Annotated in this window: 3 protein-coding genes; all 3 read right to left on the minus strand. The window is 64.8% G+C overall.

The features are described 5' to 3' along the window. Nucleotides 1-15: 15 nt before the first annotated feature. The 3 genes from ACIOVF_RS03115 to ACIOVF_RS03125 are packed head-to-tail and all read right to left on the minus strand — an operon-like array spanning nucleotide 16 to nucleotide 24,981. On the minus strand, nucleotides 16-9,183 hold the full coding sequence (locus tag ACIOVF_RS03115; RefSeq protein ID WP_401287410.1) for an amino acid adenylation domain-containing protein: 9,168 nt from the start codon (nucleotides 9,181-9,183) through the stop codon (nucleotides 16-18). Nucleotides 9,184-9,196: 13 nt separating this feature from the next. Next, on the minus strand, nucleotides 9,197-12,610 hold the full coding sequence (locus ACIOVF_RS03120) for an amino acid adenylation domain-containing protein (RefSeq protein WP_401287413.1): 3,414 nt from the start codon (nucleotides 12,608-12,610) through the stop codon (nucleotides 9,197-9,199). After that, on the minus strand, nucleotides 12,610-24,981 hold the full coding sequence (locus ACIOVF_RS03125; protein ID WP_401287416.1) for a non-ribosomal peptide synthase/polyketide synthase: 12,372 nt from the start codon (nucleotides 24,979-24,981) through the stop codon (nucleotides 12,610-12,612). Before ACIOVF_RS03125 ends, ACIOVF_RS03120 begins: the two co-directional genes overlap by 1 nt. Between the last annotated feature and the right edge of the window lie 2 nt (nucleotides 24,982-24,983).

Genomic DNA, 24,983 nt, shown 5'->3' on the forward strand with positions numbered 1-24,983 from the left:
ACACAGGTTGACGGCTCAGGCGGCCTGGGCCAGGCAATGGCTGATGATCGCCTGCAGCTCGCGCTGATAGTCGTCCATCAACTGGCGAATGGTTTCACGACGATAGCGCCGGGTACTGAACACACAACGCAAGGCCAGGCGGCCGTCGAACACCTGGCCGACAATCTCCAGCCAGTTGCCCAGCGGCGCTTGCAGGCTATAGCACGCCCCCACGCTTTGCTCGGCCGGCACCAACAAGGCGCGCTCGTCAAAGCTCTGGTCGAACTGGCCCAGGTAGTTGAAGGTCACCCTGGCCTGGGCCAGCCCGGCAAACTGCTGCCTGAGGCTGTTGCCCGCCAGGTAGCGCAACACGCCGTAACCCAGCCCCTTGTCGGGGACTGCCGCCAACTGGCGCTGAACCCCGAGCAGGCTGGCGCGGATGTCATCCTCGGCACCGGGCACCAGGCGTACCGGGTACATGCTGGTGAACCAGCCCAGGCTACGGCTCAAATCCAGCTCGTCGAACAGGTCTTCACGACCGTGACCTTCAAGCTGGATCAACGCCGCATCCTGCCCGGTCCAGCGGCACAGCACGCGACTCAAGGCGCCCAGCAACAGGTCATTGATCTGCGTCTGATAGACCGCCGGCACCTGGGTCAACAGTTCACTGGTGCGCTGGGCGTCGAGCTCCATGCGCTCTACCGCATGGAAGCCGACCAGGTTCTTGCCGCGGGGGTTATCGCAAGGGAAAGGCTGACCCGAGTCTTGCAGTTGTTCGAGCCAGTACCCCAGCTCGCGCTCCACCAGCAGCGGCGCTTGTTGTTCAAGACGGGTCGCCCAGGCCTGGTAGCTGCTGGTGCGAATCGGCAACGCTGGGCTGTTGCCCTGGCTGCAAGCCTCGTAGGCCTGTTGCAAATCCTGCAGCAAGATGCGCCAGGACACCGTATCAATCGCCAGGTGGTGAATGACCAGCAGCAAGCGCTGCTCGCCGGCAAAGGTGATATGCAGGGCGCGCATCAATGGCCCTTGCTGCAGGTCCAGGCTACGTTGCACCCGGGCGGTCAAGTCTTCCAGCGCCGCCTCATCGGCCACGCTCACCTGCTCCAGCAGCGGCTTGTCGGCCTGGGCCTGCTGTGGCCGATACGCCTGATACCAACGTTCGCCCTCCTTGGCAAAGCACAAGCGCAAGCCATCATGCTGCTGCACCACAGCCTGCAAAGCCTGCTCCAGCGCCTGCGGCTCGAGTGCCTGGCGCGAGCGCAGCATCAATGCCTGGTTGAAGTGGTGCGCCTCTGGCATGTTCTGGGCGAAGAACCATTCCTGGATCGGCAACAGGCTGAACCGGCCATCGCTAACCAGATGGCTCAGGTCCTCCTGCTGCGCAGCACCGGCAAAGACCTGCTGATCGAACAGGCCGGCGATGGTCTGGTAGCGCATCAGGTCGCGCAGCTTGAGGTTGATGTCCAGCTGCGGGTGATTACGCACGCGGGAAATGACCTGCAAGCTGAGAATCGAGTCGCCGCCCAGCTCGAAGAAGTTGTCACTGATACCAACCCTGTCGACTTGCAGCACCTCGGCCCAGACCTGGGCCAGCAGGTGCTCCTGCTCGCTGCGCGGGGCAAGGTAGCTATCGGCGCTGAAATCCGGCTCTGGCAAGGCCTTGCGGTCGAGTTTGCCGTTGAGCGAGATCGGCAGTGCCACGAGGCAGATAACCTGTGCCGGGACCATGTAGTCGGGCAGCACCGCGCGCAGACCGCTGAGCAGCGCCGGCCCCTGATCGATGCCGTGCGGGGTGACCGCGTAGGCAATCAAGCGCTTGCCGGCGGCAAAGTCACGGGCAATGACCAGCGCATCGCTGACCCCGGGTTGCTGGCGCAGGCAGGCCTCGACTTCGCCCAGCTCGATGCGAAAGCCGCGAATCTTTACCTGGTGATCGATACGACCGACGTAGTCGATGATGCCGTCCTCACGCAGGCGCACCAGGTCACCACTGCGGTAGGCCCGGGTTCCTGGCTGGCCGAAAGGGTCCGGTACGAAGCGCTCGGCGGTCAGGCCCGGGCGACGATGGTAGCCTCGGGCGACCCCCTCGCCACCAATGTACAGCTCGCCGGCGAAGCCTGCAGGCAATGGGTTGAGGTCATCGTCCAGGACCTGCAAGGCGCGCAAGCCGACGGCGCGGCCGATCGGTGCATACGCAGCTTCACAGGTCGAATCGGCCGGCACTTTCCATAGCAGCGGGGTGACCACGGTCTCAGTCGGTCCGTAGCCATTGGTGAAGTACTGCGGGCGCAATGCTGCCTTGACCAGCTCGAAGGTCTGTTCGGGTACGGCGTCGCCGCCAAAGCAGTAGATGTTCACCGCAGGCGCAGGCTCGCCACACTGGCGGGCATACTCGGCAACCTGCTTGAGGTAGGCCGGCGGGAAGCAGGCGATGGTGATTGCCTGCTGCCCAAGGGCCTTGAACGTCTGCTCCGGTGTCCACAGTTCGGCGTCGCGAATGACCAGCGCCCCGCCGCTGCCGAGGACGCTCAACCAACGCTCATGGGCACCGTCGAAGGCAAACGACATAAAGTGCAGTTCGCGGGTGCTGGCGTTCATTTCGTAGCGTTCGATAATTGCCTGGCAGTGCATGCTCAAGGGCCCGCGGGTAACCGCCACGCCCTTGGGCTGACCGGTGGAACCGGAGGTGTAGATCAGGTACGCCAGGTTGCGATCATCGCCGCGGGCAAGCGCTGGCCCGACGCGCTGTTCATCAAGCGGCAGTCGATCCATCTCTACCCGTGGCAACAGCGCCGGCAGCGGCAGGCGCCCGAGCAGATCGCTGTGGGTAATGACCAGGGCCATGCCCGAGTCCTCGATCATGTAGGCCAGGCGCTCGCTCGGGTAATCGATGTCCAGCGGCACATACGCCGCGCCGCACTTGAGCACGGCCAGCAGTGCCACGATCATCTGCGGCGAACGCTCCAGGGCCACCCCGAGCAGAACTTCAGGGCCCGCGCCCTGCGCCATCAAGGTCGCGGCCAGAGCATTGCTCTGGCGCTGCAGGGCGGCATAGTCCAGGCGCTGCCCCGCGCACTCCACAGCAATCGCCCCGGGCTGGCGCCGGGCCTGTTCGTCAATCAGCTCGACCACCGACAGCGGACGGTACTGCCGCGCCGGCTGTGCCCCCCAGGCCTGCAGTTGCTGCCACTGCGCGGTATCCAGGCGTTGCAGGTTACCCACCCGCTGCAGCGGTGTCTCGAGCATGGCCGTCAGTAGCCCCTCCATGGCGTGACGGATGCCCTCGACGGCCTGCTCACTGAAGGCACTGCGCAAATGCAGGTATTCGATCGACAGGCTGTCGTTGAGGTGGACGGCCAGGTCCATCGGGAAGTTGGTGACATCGTGATTGCGTGACTCGCCAAAGTGCAGGCCGCTGTCCCGGGCCTCGCCAAGCCGCTCATCGATCGGGTAGTTCTCGAACACGATGATGCTGTCGAACAACGCCTGTCCGCCCATGCCTGCCCAACGCTGGATATCCGCCAGCGGCACATGGGAATGATCGCGCACGTCCAGGTTGTAGGCTTGCAGGTCGCGCAACCAGGCATCCAGCGCTTGTTCCGGCCTGATGCGGTGAATGACTGGCAAGGTATTGATAAACAGGCCCAGCAGGGTGTCGGCATTGGCCAGGCCCTCTGGTCGCCCGGCAACCGTGGCGCCGAACACCACGGTGTCCTGGCGCGTGTAGCGTTGCAACAAGAGCAGCCAGGCGCCCTGAATCAGGGTGTTGGGGGTGATACGCAAGTCACGGCACACCTGCTGCAAGCGTGCAGTGCGCGCTGCATCCCAGCGGGTGTACAGCGCCCGGTGACCGGGCTCGCTGCTGCTGTGCCGCGGATGCACCGCCTGGCTCAGCGAAGTCGGCTCGACCAAGGCCTGCAGGCGCTGCTTCCAGAACTGTTCGAGGCCCTTGGCGTCCTGCCCCTGCAGCCAGCCGATGAAGTCGCGAAAGCGCCCGCCTGGCGCCGCAACCTGCGCGCCACAGTAGTGCTGCAGCACTTCTGCGAGCAGACGTGAATTGCTCCAGCCATCCATCAGGATGTGGTGGCTGGTCCAGATCATCCGGTATTGCCCAGGGCCGGTACCAATCAGCAACAGGCGCAGCAACGGCGCGGCGCCGATATCAAAGCCGCGGGCCCGTTCGGCGCTGGCACATTGCGCGACGCGCTGTTCATCCCAGGGTTGATCCTGCCAGTCGAGGATCTGTACGTGCAGCTTGACCCGGCGCTGCACGACTTGCAGCGCCGGCGTCTGCCGATCGGGCCAATGAAAGCTGGTACGCAGGGCCTCGTGGCGGTCGACTGCCGCCTGCCAGGCCTGGCAGAATCGCTCGACATCCAGGCCCTGCACCGGCAACTGCACCTGGTTGATGTAAAGCGCCGACTCGTTGTCTTCCAGGGTGTGCAGGAGCATGCCCTGCTGCATCGGCGAGAGCGGGTAGATGTCTTCGATTTCGCCGGCGGCAATCGGCAGTTGGTCAAGCCAGGCCTGCGAAACCTGCGCCAGCGGGAAGTCCGAGGGGGTCACCGCGCCAACGCCCTGATCGCAGCAATGCTCGATCAGACGCTCGAGCTCCTCGCTGTACTGCGCGGCCAGGTGCGCGATCGTCGCCTCATCGAACATGCTGCGGCTGAAGGTCCAGCCTATGCTCAAGGCCGAGTCGTACACCTGGCCATTGAGGCTCAACCAGTTGCCCAGCGGCGCGTCCAGGCTGCGCTCAAGCCCTCGGTTTTCAGCGGCGGGAACGAACAGTGCCTGATCGCTGCTGAAACTGGCGTCGAACTGCCCAAGGTAGTTGAAGGTCACCCGCGGCACCGGCAATTGCGCCAGGCTTTCACGCGCCTGCTGATCACCCAGGTAACGCAGCACCCCGTAGCCGATGCCTTTGTCCGGCACCGCCCGCAGTTGCTCCTTGATCCCCTTGAGGGTGTCGCTCCACTGCTCGAAGGCCTGCAACTTGAGCGCAAACATGCTGGTGAACCAACCCAGGGTGCGGGTCAGGTCGACCTCATCGAACAGCTCTTCACGGCCATGGCCTTCAAGCTGGATCAGGCAATGGTCGGCGCCGGTCCAGCGCTGCAACACCCTGGCCAGGGCTGCCAGCAGCAGGTCGTTGATCTGCGTGCGGTAAGCCGCGGGAGCCTGCTGCAACAGCTTGCGCGTCAGCTGCGGGCTCAACTGGCTGTACAGCGTCAGCGCATCGCGACTGCGCAGCGTACCGTCGGCGTGATCCTGGGGCAGCTCGGCGCATGCGCCCTGCAACTGCTGCTGCCAGTAGCCAAGCTGCGCCGGCAGGTTGTCGCCCCGCGCATAGGTTTGCAGACGTTCGGCCCAGGCTTTGACCGAAGTGGTCTTGGCCGGCAAGGCCACAGGCTGGCCTGCCGCCAACTGTGTGTAGGCCTGTTGCAGGTCTTCGAACAGGATGCGCCAGGACACACCATCCACGGCCAGATGGTGGACCACCAGCAACAGCCGTTGCTGACCGTCGGCCAGGGTCGCCAACAGCGCCCGCAGCAACTGCCCTTGTGCCGGCTGCAGGCTGCGCTGGGCCTCGTCGCAGTCGACTGAAAGCGCGGCCAGGTCGACTGGCGCGGTTTGCCACAGCAGCGGGGCCTGCGCCCAGTGCGCAAGCAGGCGCTCGGGCTGCAGATAGCACACCTGTTCGGCGCTGAAGCACGAACGCAAGACATCGTGGTGCATCACCAACGCTTGCAGCGCACGCTCCAGCAGGTCGGCCTGCAGCGGCTGCGATGGCTTGAGCAGCACCGACTGGTTCCACTGGTGACGCTGGGGGATGTCACTGGCAAAAAACGCCTGGTGGATCGGCAGCAGCAACGCCGCGCCACTGACCAGGCCCTGGTCCACTGCATCGCCTTCGCCGACCTCGCGAGACCGGGCGACCGCCGCCAGGCTCTGCACCGTCTGGTGCTGGAACAGCTCTTTGGGGGTGAACACGATGCCCTGGCGCCGCGCGCGGCTGACCAGTTGAATGGACACGATGGAGTCGCCGCCGAGTTCGAAAAAGTTGTCGTTCAGACCCACCCGTTCAACCTTGAGCACCTCTTGCCAAAGCGCCGCCAGCGCCACTTCCACGGCACTGCCCGGGGCCACATAGGCCTGCTGCATCTGCTCTGCATCAGGCACCGGCAGCGCCCGGCGTTCCAGCTTGCCGTTGGGGCTCAACGGCAGGCTGTCGAGGAACATCAGTTGGCTGGGCACCATGTAGTCGGGCAAGGCCGCCAGCAAGCGCGACCGCAGCAGCTCGCGCGCCTGCGCCTGGCGCTGGCGGTCGTCGCCAGGCCAGTCGCGCCGGGCCGGCACCAGATACGCCACCAGTTGCTGGCCATTGCCAGTGGCAACGGCCAGAACAACCGCCTCGTGGATTTCATCCTGTTCCAGCAAGCGTGCCTCGATCTCGCCCAGCTCAATGCGCAGCCCACGGATTTTTACCTGATGGTCGATCCGCCCGCGGTACTCGATCACCCCGTCACTGCGCTGACGCGCCAGGTCGCCGGTGCGGTACATACGCTCGCCGCTGGCGAACGGGCTGACGACAAACCGTTCGGCGCTCAGGCCCGGACGGCGATGATAGCCGCGCGCAAGCCCGATACCGGCCAGGTACAGCTCGCCCGTTACCCCCACGGGCACCGGCGTCAGCTCGTCGTCCAGCACATAGGTGCCAAGGTTGGCAATCGGCTGGCCAATCGGCACGCTGTCGCGGCCTTCGTCGCGACAGGTCCAGTGGGTAACATCGATTGCCGCTTCGGTCGGTCCATACAGGTTGTACAAGGCGGCTTGCGGCAAGCGGCTCAGAACCTGTTGCTGGGCATCTGCCGGCAACGCCTCGCCACTGCAAATCACTCGGCTCAGCGAGGTGCACAGACCCGCCTGGTCATCGAGCATAAACACCTGCAGCATCGAGGGCACAAAGTGCAACGTGGTTATCTGTTCACGGCGGATGACCTCGATCAGCCGCGCAGGATCCTTGTGATCACCCGGCGCCGCCAGCACCAGGCGTGCCCCCGTCATCAGCGGCCAGAAAAACTCCCACACCGAAACGTCGAAGCTGAACGGCGTCTTCTGCAAGACCCGGTCCTGTTCGCCGAGGCCATAGGCCTGTTGCATCCAGCACAGCCGGTTGGTCAGGGCCAGGTGGCGGTTGGCCGCGCCTTTTGGCTTGCCCGTGGAGCCGGAGGTGTAGATGACATAGGCCAGGTTCTGCGGGTGCGGGTAGCACGCCGGGTTGCTGACAGGCCAGCCATCCTGAGGTTGATCGAGCAGCAGGCATTCGACATCGGCCGGCACCGGCAAGCGCTCACGTACCGATTGTTGGCTCAGCAGCAGGCGCATGCCGCTGTCCTGCATCATGTAGGCCAGGCGCTCCGCGGGATAATCCGGGTCCAGCGGTACATAAGCGCCGCCAGCCTTGAGCACCGCCAGCAGGCCGATAACCATTTCCAGGCTGCGTTCGGCGGCAATACCCACCAGCACATCGGGCCCGACACCTGCGCCCAGCAAGCGGTGTGCCCACTGGTTGGCGACTTCATTGAGCTGGCGGTAACTGAGCTGCGCAGCGCCCAGGACCAGGGCTACCCGGTCGGGTGTGGCGTGCGCCTGTTGTTCGATCAACTGATGCACGCAGCACGCCAAGGGGTAGTCCATCGCCGTGTCGTTCCAGCGCACGACCTGTTGCTGCCACTGATCGCTGTCGAGCAGGGGCATGGCCGCGACGCGCTGATCGGGCTGTTGCACGATCGCCTGCAACAGGCCCAGCCAGTGCGCAGCCATGCGCTCGACGGTCGCGCGTTCAAACAGGTCGCTGGCGTAGGTCAGGCCGGCGGCAAGCCCGCTCGGGCTGTCATGGGTATCGAGCATCAGGTCGAACTGAGCGGTGTGCTTTTCCCACGCCAGCGCCTCGATCATCAGGGGCCCGCCCTGCCCCGCCAGCTGGTGACGCGTGCGCGCGTCGCTCTGGTGGTTGTACATGACCTGGAACAGCGGGCTGTGGCTGAGGCTGCGCTCCGGGCGCAACGCCTCGACCAGTTGTTCGAACGGCAAATCCTGATGAGTCTGGGCATCGAGCACTGTCTGGTGCACGGCCTGCAGCAACTGGCGGAAGGTCAGCTGATCGTCAAAGCAGGCCTTGATCACCTGGGTGTTGACGAAAAAACCGATCAGCCCCTCGGTCTCTACCCGGTTGCGGTTGGCCGAGGGTACCCCGACACGAATCTCGGCCTGGCCACTGTAGCGGTGCAACAACAGCTCGAAGCTGCTCAGCAGCAGGGTGAACAGGGTGACATTCTCCTGCCCGGCGAAACGCTTGAGCGCATCGGCCAGGCCATCGGGCAGGCTCAGCGCCAGCCGCGCACCGCGATAACTCTGCTCAGCCGGACGCGGTCGGTCAGTGGGCAGTTCAAGCAAGGGATGCTCGCTACCCAGCTGCGCAGTCCAGTAGGCCAGTTGCCGTTCACGTTCACCTGCCTCCATCCACTGGCGCTGCCAGAGGGCGTAGTCGGCGTACTGGATCGGCAGCGGCGCAAGGTCCGGGGCCCGGCCCTGGGTGAACGCGCTGTAGTACTCGATGATCTCGCGCAGCAGGATCTCCATGGACCAACCGTCAGAGACAATATGGTGCTGGATGAGCAGCAGTACGTGTTCATTGGCTTCAAGGCGCAACAGGCAGACGCGCAACAGCGGCCCCTGGCGTAAATCGAACAGCTGGCCGACCTGCTCCTCGACGAAGGCCTTCAGCCGCGCCTCAGAACGCGCCGACGCTGGCTCGTTCGACCAGTCCAGGCAGGTGAAGTCCGCTGTCATGGACGGGTGGACGACCTGCAGGGCCTGCAGGTCGTCGTCGACAAAGGTGGTGCGCAACGCTTCATGGCGCAGATGCAACGCCTCGACACTGCGCCGCAAGGCGCCAAGGTCGAGCTCGCCGCGCAGGCGCAGCGCGAGTGGAATATGGTAGTTGGCGCTGTCTGGCTCCATCTGCCAAAGAAACCACTGGCGCTCCTGCGCATAGGACAACAACAAGGGCTCGTCGGCTTTGCGCTTGAAAATCGGCGCGACATTGAAGAGGTTGATCCCTTTTTGCTTCAGCAGTATCGCCAAGGCTTTGCGTTCCTTCGACGAAAGCGCTCCAACTGCCCCGATCAGCTCTTGCACACCCAGACCCTCATTAGGAAATTAGCTTTTCAAGTTCATCTCCAGTTAAACGTTTGAGGGCCTGCAGAGATTTAGCCAATTCGTCTTCCAGCGGCGAGCTCTGCGCCTGAAGCGTTGCCACCAGCGCACAGAAAGCCTTGAAGTCGCGGGCCTGAAACAATTCACGCAACGGCACTTCGAGGTTCACCTGCTCACGGATGCGGACAATCACCTGGGTGGCCAGCAGCGAGTGCCCGCCAAGGCTGAAGAAGTCATCGTCGAGGCCAACCTGGGGCACCTGCAGTACCTCTTGCCAGACCGCTGCCAGTTGCAACTCGAGCGCGCTCTGCGGGGCGCGATAGCGGCGTGATCCCTGCAATTGGCCCGGCGTCGGCAGGGCCTTGCGATCAAGCTTGCCGTTGGCGGTCAACGGCCACGCCGCGAGGAAGACCATGTGGGTCGGCACCATGTACTCGGGCAGCGCCTGCAACAACAAGCCGCGCAAACGCTCCACGGCCTGAGCTTGATCCTCGGCGCTGGCCAGGGCGATGTCCGCGCGCGAAGCGATCAGGTAGGCCACCAGTTGTTGCCCGGCCACGCCCTGGTGCGCCAGCACCAGGGCCTGGTCGACCTCTGCCAGGGCTTGCAAACGCTCCTGGACCTCGCCCAGCTCAATGCGAAAACCTCGGATCTTCACCTGGTGGTCGGCACGCCCGGCATACTCGACCGTGCCGCTGGCGGTGAAGCGCGCCAGGTCTCCAGTGCGATAGAGACGCCCGCCGGGGTTGCCGAACGGATCGGGAACAAAGCGGCTGGCACTCAAACCACCGCGATTCAAATAGCCACGGGCCAGCCCCGCGCGCCCGACATACAACTCACCCACACAGCCGTGAGGTACCGGGTTGAGGTCGCCATCGAGCACGTACCAGGACAAGTCGCCAATCGGTTCGCCAATGGGGCTGCCCTGGGCACTGCCCAGATCAGCCCTGGACAACGGTCGATAGGTCACGTGCACCGTGGTCTCGGTGATGCCATACATGTTGATCAGGCGCGGTGCCTCGTCACCAAAGCGCTCGAACCACGGCGCCAGGCTGCTGACCTCGAGGTTTTCGCCGCCAAACACCACATAGCGCAAGGCCAGGTCCAGCGTCCCGGCGGGCGCGGCGCAGGCAACCTGGGCCAGCACCTTGAACGCCGAGGGGGTCTGGTTGAGCACCGTGACCCGCTCGCGCTGCAGCAGCGCCAGGAACGCCTCGGGCGAGCGGGCAGTGTCCTGGTCGACCATGACCAGCCGGCCGCCGTGCAGCAAGGCACCAAAGATTTCCCACACCGAGAAATCGAAGGCGAATGAGTGAAACAGGCTCCACACATCGGCACTGTTGAAGGCGAACCACTGCTCGGTGGCCGCGAACAGACGCACGACGTTGGCATGCGCCAGCAAGGTGCCCTTGGGTAGCCCGGTCGAGCCCGAGGTGTAGATCACATAGGCCAGGTTGTCCGGGTCGAGCTTGAGCTGCGGGTTGCTGCAATCACCGTCATCCGCCACGTCCAGCAGCAGGGTTGGTACGCCTTCCGGCACCGGCAGCTGCGCCAGCAATTGCTCCTGCGCCAGCAACATCGACATGCCGCTGTCCTGCATCATGTAGGCCAGGCGGTCCTGCGGGTAGTTGGGGTCGAGCGGAACGTAGGCGCCACCGGCCTTGAGGATGGCCAGCAGGCCGACGATCATCGGCAGGTCGCGGGTCGCCGCCAGGCCCACCCGGACATCGGCCCCCACCCCTATGGCAATCAGCCGATGGGCCAGCTGGTTGGCGCGGTTGTTGAGCTGGCCGTAGGTCAAGCGCTGCTCACCGCACGACACCGCCAGCGCATCCGGGTTGCGTTCGACCTGGGCTTCGAACAGTTCATGGATGCAGTGGCGCACAGGGAACTGTTGCGGCGCCGGGTTCCAGCAGCGCAGCGTTGACTGCTGTTGCGCCGGGTCGAGCAACGCCAGCTGGCCCAGACGTGCCTGCGGGTCAGCGGCCACCGCCCGCAGCAGCGCTTGCCAATGCCCGAGCATCCGCTCGATGGTGGCCGCGTCGAACAGGTCCGTAGCGTAGTTGAGGCTGGCGCCAATGCCTTGCGCGGATTCATGGGTGGTCAGGGTGAGGTCGAACTGTGCATCCTGGCTGTCCTGGCCAACCGCCTCGACCTGCAGGGCCAGCGCGGCCTGAGGCGCCGCGCCCGGGGTATCGCTGCGGTGATTGAACATCACCTGGAACAACGGGCTATGGCTCAGGCTGCGCTCCGGGTGCAGGGCTTCGACCAGTTGTTCGAAGGGCAGGTCCTGGTGCGCCTGGGCGCCCAGCGCCCGCTCGCGAACCTGGGCCAGCAGCTCACTGAAACGCAGGTGCCCGTCAACCTCGGCACGCAGTACCTGGGTATTGACGAAAAAGCCGATCAAGCGCTCGGTTTCCGGGCGGTTGCGGTTGGCCACCGGTACTCCGACGCGAATATCCCGCTCGCCGCTATAGCGCGCCAGCAGCGCCTGGAACGATGCCAGTAGCAGCATGAACAGCGTTGCACCCTGTTGCCGCGCCAGCCCTTGCAATGCCTGGCTCAGGTCGCTGTCCAGCTGTATCTCCACACGTGCACCGCGAAAGCTCCTGCTGGCCGGGCGCGGCCGGTCGGTGGGCAGCGCCAGCACCGGCTGCTGATCGCCCAGTTGCTCAAGCCAGTAGGCCAATTGGCGTTCGCGCTCACCCGCTTGCATCCAGTGGCGCTGCCAGATCGCATAGTCACTGTACTGCAGCGCCACTGCCGGCAGGCTGCAAGGCTGTCCTTGCAAGCGGGCGCTGTACAGGGCCACCAGCTCCTCGACCATGACCTGCATGGAGCGCGCATCCGAGACGATGTGATGCTGGGTCAGCACCAGCACGTGATCGTCGTTGCCCAGGGTCAGCAGCTTGATCCGCAACAAGGGCCCCTGGCGCAAGTCAAACAGCTGCGCGGTTTCGGCGCTGATGAACTGCCTGAGCGCCTGCTCGGCCGACCGCCCCGGCGGCACACTCAACGGCTGCACCGCAATGCGCAAATTGGCCTGGGCATCAATGACCTGGCAAGTGCCCCCTTGGGCGTTCTGGACAAACCGCGTGCGCAATGTGGCATGCCGCGCGCCCAGCAGGTCGAAGGCCTGCTGCAGGCTGGCGATGTCCAGCGGGCCACGTAGACGCAGCGCGGTGGGGATGTGGTAGGCGGCGCTGTCAGGGTCCAGTTGCCAGAGAAACCACTGGCGCTCCTGGGCAAAAGACAGTGGCAGCTGTTCGAACTCATCGCTCACCCGCGGTATCGGCAGGTTGGCGGGCGAGATGCCCTCTGCCTGCATTTTTTCCAGGTACAGCCGGCGTTTTTCCAGCGGCAGAAGAATGAAACGCTGAGCAATCTTCAAGGCGACCTGCTGATCCATCAGATGGCCTCCATTTCGTCGAGCAACGCATCGAGCCTGCTGAGTTTGTCACTGTTCAGCGAAGACCCGCTCTGTTCCAGCTCGGCGACCAAGGCGCCGAGGACCGGGAATTGAAAAACCGTTTGCGCTGTCAGTTTCATACCAAGCTCAAGTTGAATTCGCGACACGACGCTCACCACCAGCAAGGAGTGACCGCCCATCTCGAAGAAGTTATCGTTCATGCCAATCCGCTCGACCTGCAGCACCTGCTGCCAGATCTGCGCCACCTGGCAGGCCAGCTCAGTGCTTGGCGCAATGAATTCGCTGCTGCCAACCTGGCTGTCGACTGCCGGCAGCGCCTTGCGGTCAAGTTTGCCGTTGGGGGTCAGCGGCAACTGTTCAAGGAACAGCACGTGGGCTGGAATCATGTAGTCGGGCAGGTCGGCTCGCAGCGCGTGCCTGATGGCTTCGCCGGCCTGGGCGTAGGCGCTTGGCGCGAGGTCGCCATCCACCACCAGGTAGGCCACCAGGTGCGCGCCCCGCGCCCCCTGCAGCGCCAGCACCGCAGCCTCGCGCACCTGGGCCAGGGCCTGCAGGCGTGCTTCGACTTCGCCCAGCTCGATGCGGAACCCGCGGATCTTGACCTGATGATCCAGGCGGCCGATGTACTCAAGCTCGCCGTCGTCGCGGTAGCGCACCAGGTCACCGCTGCGGTACAGGCGGGCGCCGGGCACGCCGAAGGGATCCGGCACGAATTTCTCGGCGGTAAGACCCGGGCGCAGCAGGTAGCCACGGGTAACCCCGTCGCCGGCCAGCAGCAACTCACCGGCCACCCCAAGGGCGGTCGGCTGCAAGCGGCCATCGACGACGTAGGCGCGGGTGTTGGCCAACGGCCGGCCGATACTCGGTGTGCCGCCAGGGTGACGGCGCGTCCAGGTCGAGTAGGTGGTGTCTTCCGACGGTCCGTACAGGTCGTAGACGTGCTCGATGGTGCCGCTGGCATACAGCTGCTCCACCAGCGCCTGCCTGAGCGGCTCGCCGGCCAGGTTGACGATGCGCACGCCCGGCGGAATCTGCCCGGCACGCTGCAGGGCCGCGACTGCCGAGGGCACACTGTTGAGCAAACGTACCCGCTCGCGGGCCGCCAGCGTCGGTAGCTCCAGGGCATTGCGCGCCATGATCACCTGACCGCCATTGGCCAGGGTGACGAACAGCTCCCACACCGACAGGTCGAAGCAGATCGACGTCGACGCCAGCACACCCTGGATATCTTCCTGGCTGTAAACCTGCTGCGACCACTGAATCAGTGCGCCGACGTTGCGATGGGTAATCGCCACGCCCTTGGGTTTGCCGGTGGAGCCGGAGGTATAGATGACATACGCCAGGTTCTGCGCCGAGACCGCTGTCTGCGGGTTGCCAGGCGTGGTCGCCGCCTGCTCGCCATAGCCACGCTCCACCGGCACGACCTGAACGCTGGCGGGCACGCTGAGGTGCTCCAGCACCTGCTGCTGGCTCAGCAGGACGCGGGCGCGACTGTCTTCAAGCATGTAGGCCACACGCTCGGCCGGGTAGTCGGGGTCCAGCGGCACATACGCACCACCTGCCTTGAGCACCGCCAGCAAGGCCACCAGCATTTCACTCGAGCGCGGCATCGCCACGCCGACCCGCACCTCGGGGCCCACGCCAAGCTCGATCAAGGCACAGGCCAGAAGATTGGCCCGCTGGTTCAACTGGGCATAACTGATGTGCGCCTGACCGTCGATCAATGCCGTTGCGTCAGCCCTGCGCGCGGCCTGCGCTTCGATATGCTGATGGATACAGCGCTGGTGAGCAAAGGCCAGGGTATTGCTGTTGCAGGTTTCGAGCAGCAGCCCGCGCTCGTTGCCGGTTAGCATGTCCAACTCGCCGAGGACCCGTTGCGGCGCCTGGCAGAGTTGCTCGAGCAGGTTGTCCAGGTGGCTGGCGAGACGCTCGATCTGGGCATCGCTGAACAACGCGCAGGCATAGTTGAACTGCAGCACCAGTTCCTCGCCCGTCGAAACCAGCAAGGTCAGCGGGTAGTGCGTTTGCTCGTGGCTGTTGAGCCGGCCGAAACGCAAGTCCTGGGTTGCGCCCTGCTCCAGGGCCTGCGACACCGGGTAGTTCTCGAACACCAGAATGTTGTCGAACAGCGATTCAGCGCTGTGTCCGGCCCAGCGTTGAATGTCGAACAGCGGGGTATGTTCATGCTCGCGCAGGCTCAGGTTTTTCGCCTGTAGCGCCTGCAGGAAGCTGCCGACGCTTTGCTCCGGGCGCGGCGTGGTGGCAACCGGCAGGGTATTGATGAACAACCCCATCTGCCGTTCGGCATCAGGCAGTTCGACCGGACGCCCGGCTACCGTGGCACCGAACACGACCGTTTGCTGGCCGCTATAACTCTGCAGCAAGAGTGCCCAGGCGGCCTGAACCAGGGTGTTGAAGGTCACCTTCTGCTCGCGGGCAAACCCATGCAAGCGTTGGCTGCGCGAGCCTTCCAGCACGTGCCGGTACTCGCGCTGGTGGCGGTTGCCAGCGTCATGTGCCGTGCTTGCGGCCAGCCGGGTTGGGCCGACCAGGTCCTGCAGTTGCGCTTTCCAGAACGCTTCACTGGCCTGCTCGTCCTGAGCCTGCAGCCACTGGATATAGTCACGGTAACGGCCGTGCAGCGCAGCCGGTTGCTCGCCACGATAGCGTTGCAGCACCTCCCCCATCAGTTGTGAATTGCTCCAACCGTCCATAAGGATATGGTGGCTGGTGTAGATCAGCTGGTAGCGTTGCCCGTCGCAGTGCACCACATGCAGGCGCAGCAGCGGCGCGCAGCCCAGGTCGAAACCGCGCTTGCGCTCACTGGCCGCCAGCGCGCCCAGCGCCTCGTCCAGGTCGGCACGCTGACGCCAGTCAAGAACGGTAAAGGGCACCTCCACCGATGCTTGCACTGCCTGCAAGGGACGTGCGCCAACGCCCTGCCAGATGAAACGGGTTCGCAGGATGTCGTGGGCCTGCACAGTGGCCTGCCAGGCGGCGGCAAAAGCCTCTACATCGAGGCCGAAAACCTCGACGCTCATCTGGTTGACGTAACTGCCCTGCTCGCGACCATCGAGGGCATGGAACAACATACCTTGCTGCATCGGTGACAGCGGATAGAGGTCTTCGACTGCGCTCAGGTCCAACTGATCGAGCTGTGCCTGAGTCAGTTGCGCCAGGGCAAAGTCCGATGGCGTGGCGCCCTGGCTGCGTGGGTCACAGCAATGGGCGACCAGCGCTGCCAGTTCCTGCTCATAGTCATCGGCCAGGCGCTGCACCGTCGAGGCAGCGAACATTTGCGTGCTGAACGTCCAGCCGATACTCAGCTCGCCATCAAACACCCGGCCATTGAGCATCAACCAGTTGGCCAGTGGAACATCAGCGCCCTGCTCGGCCCCCCGCGCCTCGCCAGTCGGGGTGAACAGTGCCGCGTCGTCGGTGAAACTGCTGTCGAACTGGCCCAGGTAGTTGAACGTGATGCGCGGCACCGCCAGCCCTGTGAGCCGGGCGCGATCGCCTGGTTCAGCAAAATGGCCGAGCACGCCATAGCCCAGCCCTTTGTCGGGGATCGCGCGCAACTGCTCCTTGACGGTTTTCAGGGTCGTACCCAGGTCATCACGGGCACTCAGGCGCACCGGGAACAGGCTGGTGAACCAGCCAACCGACCGGGTCAGGTCAATGTCATCGAAGAGATCTTCGCGGCCATGCCCTTCCAGCTGGATCAGCGTATCGGCCTGCCCGCTCCAGCGCGCAATGACCCGCGCCAGCGCCGCCAGGAGCACATCGTTGACCTGCGTCCGGTAAGCATTCGGCGCCACTTGCAGCAATTGCCGGGTGAGCCCGGCATCCAGGCGAGTGACCACGCTGTGGGCGTAACGGCTATGCAGGCTGGCGTCCGGATCGTCGCAGGGTAGCGCACTGCCCGCCACCGACAATTGCGCCTGCCAGTAGTCGACCTGCCCGCGCACGGCCTCGCTTTGGGCATAACGCTGCAAGCGTGCCGCCCAGGCCTGGACCGAACTGGTCTTGGCCGGCAGGTTGCCGGGCGTGCCCGCCAGGGCACTGGCGTAGGCTGCCTGCAGGTCCTCAAAGAGGATGCGCCAGGAAACCCCGTCCACCACCAGGTGGTGGATGACCAGCAGCAAGCGTTGCTGCTGGTCAGGCAGGTCGAGCAGCAACGCTCTGAGCAGCGGCCCCTGTGCAAGGTCGAGGCTGCACTGGGCCCGTTCACAGGCTGCGGCCAGTTCGCTTTGGTCGTGCACGCTTGCCTGCCACAGCAGCCCTTCGCGCCGCCAGTGCTGCGCCTGTTGTTGCAGGCTGCGGTAATCGGCCCGCCATTGCCCGTCTGCCGCGCTGAAGTTCAGGCGCAACGCGTCATGATGCTGCACCAGCGCTTGCAGGGCCTGCTCCAGTGCTGGCGCCTGCAGGCGTTCGGCGGGCTTGAGCAGCACCGACTGGTTCCAGTGCTGGCGTGTCTGCATGTCTTGTTCGAAGAACTGCGCCTGGATCGGCAGCAACTGCACCCGCCCGCTGGCTGGCCCCTGATCGATCTCAAGGGCCGCGGCGCCGGTTGCCGCAACCGCCGCCAGGCTTTGCACGGTCTGATGCTGGAACAGCTGTTTGGGAGTGAAATGGATACCCGCCTGACGCGCGCGGCTGACCACCTGGATAGAAATGATCGAGTCACCGCCCAATTCGAAAAAGTTGTCGGTCAAACCGACGCGCTCGCACTTGAGCACGCTTTGCCAGATCTGGGCAATCTGCCGCTCCAGCTCCGCCACTGGTGCCACGTACTGCTGGCTCGGTTCCAGGTCAGGTGCAGGCAGGGCCTTGCGCTCCAGTTTGCCGTTGGGGCTGAGTGGCATCCGCTCGATCAACTGGATGCGAGCGGGCACCATGTAGTCGGGCAGGTTTGCCTTCAAGTGCTGGTCCAGCGCCTGGCGCCAGGCGCCTTGCTCGGCCTGGGCGCTGGCAAAGTCCGCGCTCGGTACTACATAGGCCACCAGGCGTTGGGCGGCGTTGTCGCCCACCGCCAGCACCGCGGCCTCGCGAACCGACGCGTGTTCGACCAGGCGTGCCTCGATTTCGCCCAGCTCGATACGCAGCCCGCGAATTTTTACCTGGTGGTCGATGCGACCGGCATATTCGATCACCCCATCGGCACGGTAGCGCGCCAGGTCACCGGTGCGGTACAGGCGCTGAGCAGCGTCGAACGGGCTGGCGACGAAACGCTCGGCGGTCAGTCCTGGACGCAGATGATATCCCCTGGCCAGGCCTTCGCCGCCAAGGTACAGCTCGCCTATCACCCCCGCCGGCAGCAATTGCAGGCTCGCATCGAGAATCCAGGTTTGCAGGTTGGCGATCGGCTCACCGATCGGCACGCTGTCCCCCGGCTCTTCCCGGCAGGTCCAGTGGGTGACGTCGATGGCCGCTTCAGTCGGCCCATACAGGTTGTAAAGCGCCGCACCGGGCAACTGGGCAAAAACTTGCGCCTGGGCATCCACCGGCAGTGCTTCGCCACTGCAGACTATCCGCTTGAGCGAGGTACAACAGGCCACCGCCTCGTCCTGCATGAACGCCTGCAACATGGACGGCACAAAATGCAGGGTGCTGACGCCCTGGTTGCGGATCAAAGCAACCAGCCTTGCAGGATCCCGATGATCGCCGGGCTCGGCAATGACCAGGCGGGCACCGAACATCAGCGGCCAGAAGAACTCCCAGACCGAGACGTCGAAACTGAACGGGGTCTTCTGCAGCACAACATCGTCAGGTGTCAGGCCGTAAGCCTGTTGCATCCAGTTAAGGCGGTTGCTCAGGGCCACATGGCGGTTACCGGCGCCCTTGGGCTTGCCGGTCGAGCCTGAGGTATAGATCACGTAGGCCAGGTTCTGCGCATCAGGCGTGCACGGCACTGGCGCCATGCCCTGGGCGGGTGTCAGTGCCTCGGGCTGGTCCAGCAGCAAGGTCTGCAGACTGCCCGGCAGACTCAAGCGCTCGAGCAGTGCCGACTGGGTCAGCAACAGCCCGATACCGCTGTCCTCGATCATGTAGCTCAGGCGTTCGGCGGGGTAATCGGGGTCCAGCGGCACATAAGCGCCGCCGGCCTTGAGCACCGCCAGCAAGCCGACGACCATTTCCAGGCTGCGTTCGGCAGCGATGCCGACCAGCACCTCCGGGCCCACGCCTGCGCCAACCAGGCGCTGGGCCCATTGGTTGGCCTGCAGCTCCAGCGCCGCGTAGGACATGGCCTGACCGGCGAAGACCAGGGCAGTGGCCGCGGGCGTGCGCTGGGCCTGGTCGGCAATCACCTGGTGCACGCAGCGCGAGTCGGCATAGTGCTGCGCGGTATGGTTCCAGCCGTCGATAACCTGGCGTTGCGCGCATTCACCCAGCATCGGCAACTGGCCAAGCGGCTGATCGACCTGCTCGACAAAGCCTTGCAGCAGTTGGGTCAGATGGCCGCACAGGTTCGTCACCGCAGTGTCATCGCACAGCGCCCGGTCGTAGCTGAACTGCAAGGTCAGCACCTCGCCGAGCCCCACCGCAAGGGTCAGCGCAAAGTGCGTCTGCTCCTGCATCTGCACCTCGCCGAACTGCAGCCCTTCAGGCGCACCTTGTTGCAGCGCATCGGCAATAGGATAGTTCTCGAACACCAGGATGCTGTCGAACAGCGGCTCGCCCGCCCGTCCAGCCCACCGCTGAATATCGGCCAGCGGCACCTGCTCATGTTCACGCAGCGCCACGTTCTGCGCCTGGACCTGTTGCAGCCAGTGCCCGACGCTGAGCTCTGCAGCCGGGCTGGCAATGACCGGCAGGGTGTTGATGAACAGGCCAACCTGCTGTTCGATGCCGGCAAGCTCCGCCGGCCGCCCCGCCACCGTGGCACCCAATGCCACGGAAGGCTGGCCGGTATAGCGCTGCAGCAATACCAGCCAGGCTGCCTGTACCAGGGTATTGAGGGTGACTTTCTGTTGCCGGGCAAACTCGCTCAAGCGAGCGCTTTGCGCCGGCGTCAGGCTCGCCTGGTACTGGCCCTGACCGCTAGCGGCCTGCCCGTGCGCGCCAGCCAGGGCTGGTGCCAGCAGGGTCGGCGCGGCGAGGTCAGACAACTGCGCCTCCCAGAACACGCGGCTGCGCGCATCATCCTGCGCCTGCAACCAGCCGATGTAATCGGCATAACGCCCAGGCCGCGCTGGCACGGCGTGCCCTTGGTAACGCTGGAGCACTTCGCCCATCAGCAACGAGCTGCTCCAGCCGTCCATCAGGATGTGATGACTGGTGTGGATCAGGTGATAGTCATGCTCGCCGCTACGCACCAGCAGCAAACGCAGCAATGGCGCGCAGCTCAACTCGAAACCCCGTGCCCGCTCAGTGTCCGCCAGTTCCTGCAGGTCCTGGGCACTGCCCGGCCGCCCGCGCCAGTCAAGGACCTCAAACGGCAGCTCGACCTGTTTGAGCACCACTTGCACAGGTTTGTCGGCATCGTCAGGCCAGATAAAACCACTGCGCAGCACTTCATGGGCCTGCAGGCACGCCTGCCAGGCATCGCGGAAGCGCTGCAGATCCAGCCCGCGGATATCCACGCGCAACTGATTGATATAGTCACCCGACCCCTGCTCATAGAGGGAGTGGAAAAACATGCCCTGCTGCATCGGCGACAGTGGATAGAGGTCCTCGATATCCGCGCCATTGCACGCCAGCCGGTCCAGTTGCGCCTGGCTCAAGCGCGCCAGCGCGAAGTCGGACGGGGTAACCCCACGGTGGCGTGGATCACAGCAATGGCTGATCAGGCTGCGCAGCTCGTCGGCATACTCATCGGCCAGCGCCTGCATCTGCGCGCGCTCGAACATCTGCTCGCTGAAAGTCCATTCCAGGCTGAGCTCGCCCGCGTAGACCTGGCCGTTCAAGGTCAGCCAGTTGCTCAACAGTGCCTGCGGGCTGCGCTCCTCGCCCTTGTCCTCGGTACTGGGGACAAACAGGCCTTGCCCATCGGCAAAACTGGCATCGAACTGCCCCAGGTAGTTGAAGGTGATCCGCGGTTGCGCCAGGCCACGCAACTGCAGGCGCGTCGGCTCATCGGCCAGATAGCGCAGAAGACCGTAGCCGATGCCCTTGTCAGGCACCTGGCGCAGTTGCTCCTTGATCTGCTTGATCGATTGCCCAAGGTCGTCGCAAGCCGTCAGACGCAGCGCAAACACGCTGGTAAACCAGCCCAGGGTCCGGCTCAGATCGATATCGTCAAACAGCGCTTCACGGCCGTGGCCTTCCAGGCGGATCAAGGTATGCCGGTCGCCGGTCCAACGGCTGATGACACGGGCCAGGGCCGTCAGCAGCAAGTCGTTGATCTGCGTACGGTAGGCAGCAGGCGCCTGTTGCAGCAACTGGCGCGTCACGGTGCTGTCGAGCCGGGTCTGGACGCTGCGGGCGTGACTGGCCAACAGGCTCGCCTGCGGGTCACGGCATGGCAAGTCGTTGGCGCAGCTCAACTGCTCACGCCAGTAAGCCAGCTCGGTGTCCATGCGCCGCTCGCGGGCTCGCACCTGCAAACGCTCGCTCCAGGCCTTGAGCGAACTGGTCTTGTCCTGCAAGCGCAGCGCTTGGCCAGCCATCAGCTGCTGGTATGCCTGCTGGATATCCTCGAGCAACAGCCGCCACGACACACCATCGACCGCCAGGTGGTGAACCACCAGCAGCAGCCGCTGCGAGCCATCGGCCAAGGTTGCCAGCAACCCGCGCAGCAGCGGCCCGTGCTGCAAGTCCAGACTGCGCTGAACCTCGTTGCAGCGCGCGGTCAGGGCCTGCTCATCCGCCACGTCAGCCTGCCACAGCAATGCCGCTGGCAGGCGCGTCAACGCACCGTAGGTGGCCTGCCAGCTACCGTCGGCCTGGCGCTGGAAGTTCAAGCGCAGCGCATCGTGATGCACCACCAGCGCTTGCAGCACCTGCTCCAGCAGCTCGGCTTGCAAGGGCGCTCGCGGTTGCAGCAGGACCGATTGGTTCCAGTGCCCAGGGGCCTGCAGTGACTGCTCGAAAAACGCCTGGGCAATCGGCAGCAATGGCACCTCACCGACCACCGGCGCTTGCTCGAAGCGCTGCACGCCACCCAGCCGGGCGACACTGGCCAGGCCCTGGACAGTCTGCTGCTGGAACAGATCGCGCGGGGTGAAATGAATGCCGGCCTGGCGTGCGCGGCTCACCACCTGAATGGAGATGATCGAGTCGCCACCGAGCTCGAAGAAGTTGTCCTGACGACCAATGGCCTGGCGCTTGAGCACCGCCTCCCAGATCGTTGCAATGCGCTGCTCCAGCTCATTGGCCGGTGCCTGATAATCTTCCTGCGCGCGCTCCAGGCCGGGCTGCGGCAAGGCCATGCGGTCGAGCTTGCCATTGGCCGTCACGGGCAGTTGGTCAAGCAGCACCACGTGCGCGGGCACCATGTAGTCCGGCAGCACTGCCTGCAATTGCTCGCGCAGCTGGCTTGGCGGGGTGCCAGCGTCGGCGACCACGTAGGCAACCAGCTGTTTGCCAAGGCTGCCGTCTACGGCCAGCACCACCGCTTCGCGCACCGGTACCAGGGCCAGCAACTGCGACTCGATTTCCCCCAGTTCGACACGCATGCCGCGGATCTTCACCTGGTGATCGATACGGGTAACAAACTGCAATTCGCCGTCAGCCCCCCGCCGCACCAGGTCACCGCTGCGGTACAGGCGTGCGCCCGGGCTGCGGCCGAACGGATCGGGGACAAAGCGCTCGGCCGTCAGCCCAGGGCGGCGGTGATAACCACGCGCCAGCGCCGCGCCGCCGATGTACAGCTCACCGATGGCCGCCGGGGCCAGCACCTCAAGACCGCCACCGAGCACATACAAGGCGGTATCAACCAGCGGCCGGCCAATGCCTACCCGTGTATCGCCGGCGGTTGCGCGTTGGCTGTGGCTGGCATTGATGGTCGCCTCCACGGGCCCGTAACGGTTGTACAAGGCTACGTGGGGCAGGCGTTGCAGCACCTTGTGCTGCAGCTCGCGGGACAACGCCTCGCCCCCACTGAACAGATTGCGCAACGACGTACAGCCTTCAAGCCCAGGGGTTTCAATGAACGCCTGGAGCATCGAGGGAACAAAGTGCAAGGTACTGACCTGATGAGCCTGGATCAGCGCCAGCAAACGCTCCGGGTCTCGCTGATCGCCCGGTTGCGCCAGCACCACCGGCGCACCACAGGTCAACGGCAGCAACAGCTCCCAGACCGAGACATCAAAACTGCTTGAGGTTTTCTGCAGCACCGCGTCTGCGGGGCTCATGGCATAGGTATCGCGCATCCATTGCAAGCGCCCGCTCAAGGCCCCATAGCGATTACCCGCCGCTTTCGGCCGGCCGGTGGAACCGGAGGTATAGATCAGGTAGGCGAGGTTCTCGGCCTGCTGCACAATCGGCAAAGGCTGGTCGCTGCACTGCGCCAGAGACGGATCGTCAAGCAACTGCACAGGCAACGGCAGGTCGGCGGGCAGGCGCGAGAGCACCGGCGCCTGGCTCAGCAGCAGGGCAATACCGCTGTCCTCGATCATGTAGGCCAGGCGCTCGCGCGGATACTCAGGGTCCAGCGGTACATAGGCGCCACCGGCCTTGAGCACGGCAAGCACGGCCACGACCAACGCCATCGAACGCTCGACGGCGATGCCCACCAGAACGTCCGGCCCAACCCCCGACGCCCGCAGGCGCTGGGCCAGCCGGTTGGCCTGGGCGTCGAGCTGCGCATAACTCAAGGTCGCCTCGGCAAACACCAGCGCGGTTGCCTGGGGCCGGGTTGCGACCTGCTCGGCGATCAGGCTCAGCAGGCAAGCCGGGACGCTGGCTTGCGGGTCATTGCAGGCGTCGAGCAACTGACGAGTCTGGGTATCGTCGAACAGCGACTGTTCCGCCAGGCGCTGGTGCGGCTCGGCAAGGCAGCGCTCAAGCAGGTAACGCCAGTGCTCGCCGAGCCGCTCGATGGTGGCTGGCTCGAACAGGTCACAGGCATAGGCCAGCGACGCCTTGAGCACCCCGCCCTGGTCCTCGGTGTTGAGGGTCAGATCGAAACGCACCGTGTCGCTGCCTCGATCGAGCGCCTCGACGGTCAATCCCGGCAGGCGCCACTGGTCAACCGCCGGTTGCGCCACCTGGTGGTTGAACATCACCTGGAACAGCGGGCTCTGGTTCAGGCTGCGCTGCGGCTGCAAGGCATCGACCAGGTGCTCGAACGGCAGGTCCTGATGGGCCTGGGCCTCGAGCACGCGCTGCTTGGCCTGCTGCACCAGCTCGACGAACGACATCTGCCCATCGACCTGTGCCCGCAGTACCTGGGTATTGACGAAGAAACCGATCAGCGGCTCGACCTCGGCCCGTGTCCTATTGGCGATCGGCGTGCCAATGCGGATATCCGATGCGCCGCTGTAGCGATGCAGCACCGCCTGAAACGATGCCAGCAGCACCATGAACGGCGTCGCGCCCATGCTCGCGGCGAATGCGCGCACCGCTTGCGAAACGCTCTCGGACAAGGCAATCGGCACCCGTGCGCCACGTGCACTGCGCGACGCCGGGCGTGGGTAATCGAGGGGCAGCTCGAGGTTGACCGCCTCCTCTCCAAGGTTGGCTTTCCAGTACGCCAGCTGCCGTTGCGCTTCACCGGCGTCCAGCCACAGGCGCTGCCAACGTGCATGGTCGGCATACTGCACGGCCAACGGCGCGGGTACGGCCTGCTCGGCGTCCGCGACCAGGCGCGCATAGCCGTGGGTCACTTCTTCGACCAGAATCGGCAGGGACCAGGCATCACAAACGATGTGATGGGTGCAGAACAACAGCACATGTTGCTCGGCATCCAGCCTGAGCAGCGTGGCCCGCAGCAACGGCCCCTGCTCCAGGTCGAAGGCTTGCCGGGCCTGGCGTTCAATCTCCTGATCCGCCAGTGCCTGGCCGTTCTCGCCGCTAAAGTCGAGCAGTTGCAGTTCAAAGCGCGCAACGGCCTCGACCTGCTGCAACACCTGGCCGTCCTGCAGCACAAAACGGGTGCGCAGGACTTCATGGCGGGTCACCAGCGCCTCGAAGCTTTGCCGCAGGCTTTCGACATTCAACTGTCCGCGCAAGCGCAGCACGGCCAGTTGGTTATAGGCCGTGGAGTCCGGCTCCAGTTGCCAGAGAAACCACATCCGTTGCTGGGCATGCGAGGCGGGCGTCGCCTCGCTGGGGTCTTCGCGCCGGGGAATCGGCAGGCTTTCCAGCGACAGGCCTTGCTCAAGCATGCGCGCCTGCAAGGCGCGCCGTTCAGCAGCGGAAAAACGGGTGAAGCGCTCAGCCAGCGCCAGCATTCGTTGCTCAAGCATGC

It is taken from the genome of Pseudomonas sp. NPDC087612 (assembly GCF_044743505.1).
Taxonomy (GTDB): Bacteria; Pseudomonadota; Gammaproteobacteria; order Pseudomonadales; family Pseudomonadaceae; genus Aquipseudomonas.

What these genes read in the sequence shown, in the direction of transcription:
- ACIOVF_RS03120 (WP_401287413.1), bottom strand. Translation starts at nt 12,610, where the DNA reads ATGGATCAGCAGGTCGCCTTGAAGATTGCTCAGCGTTTCATTCTTCTG.
- ACIOVF_RS03125 (WP_401287416.1), bottom strand. Translation starts at nt 24,981, where the DNA reads ATGCTTGAGCAACGAATGCTGGCGCTGGCTGAGCGCTTCACCCGTTTT.